This window comes from Candidatus Jordarchaeum sp., assembly GCF_052745115.1.
The window spans coordinates 1-1792 of the sequence record NZ_JBRAKS010000530.1 but is presented as its reverse complement, the minus strand read 5'-3'; the positions used below and the strand labels follow the sequence as shown (position 1 = coordinate 1792).

Here is a 1792-nt window from a genome sequence, read left to right as displayed (position 1 = left end):
GGGAAACTTGTTGAGCAAAACACAAGCATATACTTCCCGTATACGGTAAAAAAGGAAAACCCTTTAATTTAATTAGTAATTTAACTTCTCTTTAACCTTATATTAATTCCATATTACTCTTGTTCCGAATATTTCTTTACCAGTTGAAACTTTATGGCTTTCCCGGTGGGGGTTCTCGGAATAGCTTCTATTGTTTTTACCTTTTTCGGAATCTTGAAATCTGCTATTTTGCCCTTACAATACTCTATTATTTCTTTCTCATCTACTTTTTCTCCTGACTTTGGGGTTACCACAGCGGTAACCACTTTGCCTAAGGCTTTGTCCGGTAACCCTATAACCGCACACTGTCCGACTTTGGGGTGACCCTGGATCACTTCTTCCACTTCTGGAGCGAAGATTTTGTCCACACCACTGATAATCATGTCCTCGACCCTGCCCACAACGTATAGATGTCGGTCTTCGTCAAATCTTCCCAAATCACCGGTATGGAACCATCCGCCCCGCATATCTTTTTTCGCTTTTTCGGGATTATTGAAATAGTTGGCGTTTAGAGCTGGAGACCTTATAATAATTTCTCCTATTTCTCCTTGAGGCACGTCCCGATCCTTCTCATCTACCAGTCTTAATTCCACTCCGTATGCCGGAGTTCCAAGCGAGGTTGCCTTCTGTTTCTTTATTTCCGGATTACTATATGTAATTAGAGATGTTTCTGTGGAGCCGTAATACTCAGAGATGTTGGGTGCAAAGTACTTGTAGGTAGCCTCTCGGGTTTCGGAAGTTAGAGGCATTCCCGCGTATATGATGAGTTCCATGGAACTGGTATCATATTTTTCAAATTCGGGAACCAGCATTAAGAGATTCGTTATAACCGGTACAAAATTCACCATGTTCACTTTCTCCTGCTGGATTGCCTCCAGTATTGCCTTGGGATCAATTTCCGTTATAACATTCTTACAGCCACAGCTAACAGCGGTAAGAGTGGTGGTCCACCCCACTCTGTTGAACAACGGAAGAACAGTCATGAAAACCTTATCCGATGTTAACCCAATTTCAAGTGAAATCTGCATAACCACAGCGAGATTATTAAAATGCGACATTATCGACGCCTTGGGTAAACCCGTGGTACCAGAAGTAGAGTTCATAAATTGACCATCATCCTGAAAAATATCAACACCCGGCTCATTAGTAGAGTATCCGGTAGCTAAATCCTCATAGGGAGTAGCGTATTCAACCTCTTCCTCTCCAACGCAGATATAATGTTTCACCGTTCCAATTTTTGGGCGCAAATCTCTAACCAGTTCTTTGAACTCTTGACCGAAAATTAGTGCTTTAGCTTTACACTGATTGATGAGTTGAATAAGCTCATTTGGGGTTAATCTATAGTTCAAAGGAGCGATGACCGCCCCCATCTTTGCCAACGCGAAATAAGTCTCAACATACTCGGTACAATTCATCATTAAAGCAGAAACAAAGTCTCCCTTTTTTACACCCAGTTCCATGATTCCATGAGCCAAACTATTAGCCCTGGAATTCAACTCCTTAAAGGTTAACCTTTTTCCCTTGCAGACCACCGCCTCCTTGTCTGGATATCTCCAAGTGGCTCTAACCAACTGGTTACCAACGTTCAATCTATTATTTCCCAAATCAATAATCATGCTATAACCTTCCTTCTCTTATGTTCACAGAGAATTAATAATGTTGTTAATTCTTTTAATCATCTATATAAAACTTTTTTAAAAATAATATCACTCTAAAAAAATCATTAATATCGTTACGATGAAGAAAAACTAAA

1 protein-coding gene is annotated in these 1792 nt (G+C 40.2%); it reads right to left on the bottom strand.

Features of this window, described 5'->3' with window-relative positions:
* Positions 1–113: 113 nt before the first annotated feature.
* Complete coding sequence (locus ACUVXA_RS20505) at positions 114–1655, bottom strand: class I adenylate-forming enzyme family protein (RefSeq protein ID WP_445873152.1); 1542 nt, start codon at positions 1653–1655, stop codon at positions 114–116.
* Between the last annotated feature and the right edge of the window lie 137 nt (positions 1656–1792).